Origin of the sequence: Aeromonas sobria, from assembly GCF_050266975.1 — a bacterium.
Classification (GTDB): domain Bacteria; phylum Pseudomonadota; class Gammaproteobacteria; order Enterobacterales; family Aeromonadaceae; genus Aeromonas; species Aeromonas sobria_B.
Genome location: NZ_JBKISU010000095.1, coordinates 1 through 521, shown reverse-complemented (window position 1 = coordinate 521; position 521 = coordinate 1). Strand labels below are relative to the sequence as shown.

The 521-nt window shown below is 45.9% G+C and carries 2 tRNA genes and 1 rRNA gene; all 3 read right to left on the bottom strand.

Annotated features, from left to right (window positions below):
* Positions 1–209: 209 nt before the first annotated feature.
* A tRNA-Ala gene (locus tag ACLHZ1_RS20590) sits at positions 210–285 on the bottom strand.
* Positions 286–295: 10 nt separating this feature from the next.
* Positions 296–372 (bottom strand) — tRNA-Ile (locus ACLHZ1_RS20585).
* A gap of 71 nt (positions 373–443) precedes the next feature.
* Positions 444–521, bottom strand: a 16S ribosomal RNA gene (locus ACLHZ1_RS20580); the annotation flags it as partial.

Here is a 521-nt window from a genome sequence, read left to right as displayed (position 1 = left end):
TACAACTTTCTTCCCGAAGGAAGGTGACCAAAATAAATTTTGGTTTTCGCCAAGAAGTTTCCAAAGCACTTGTAACAAATGTTTGAGAACTACTTTTTAAATCAGCTTTCCAGATTGTTAAAGAGCAAACTTCATAAAGAAGTCAAAGACATATACTGAACATTTGTCCAATTCATGGCTTTTGCTTCTCGCAAAATTCAGTACAAGTATGGTGGAGCTATGCGGGATCGAACCGCAGACCTCCTGCGTGCAAAGCAGGCGCTCTCCCAGCTGAGCTATAGCCCCGTAATCGAAGTGGTGGGTCTGAGTGGACTCGAACCACCGACCTCACCCTTATCAGGGGTGCGCTCTAACCACCTGAGCTACAGACCCACTTCGTGTACTGTCTCTAAACTTGAATCAAGGCAATCTGTGTGAACACTCAACAACACGACATCTTAAGGTAAGGAGGTGATCCAACCCCAGGTTCCCCTAGGGTTACCTTGTTACGACTTCACCCCAGTCATGAATCACACCGTGGT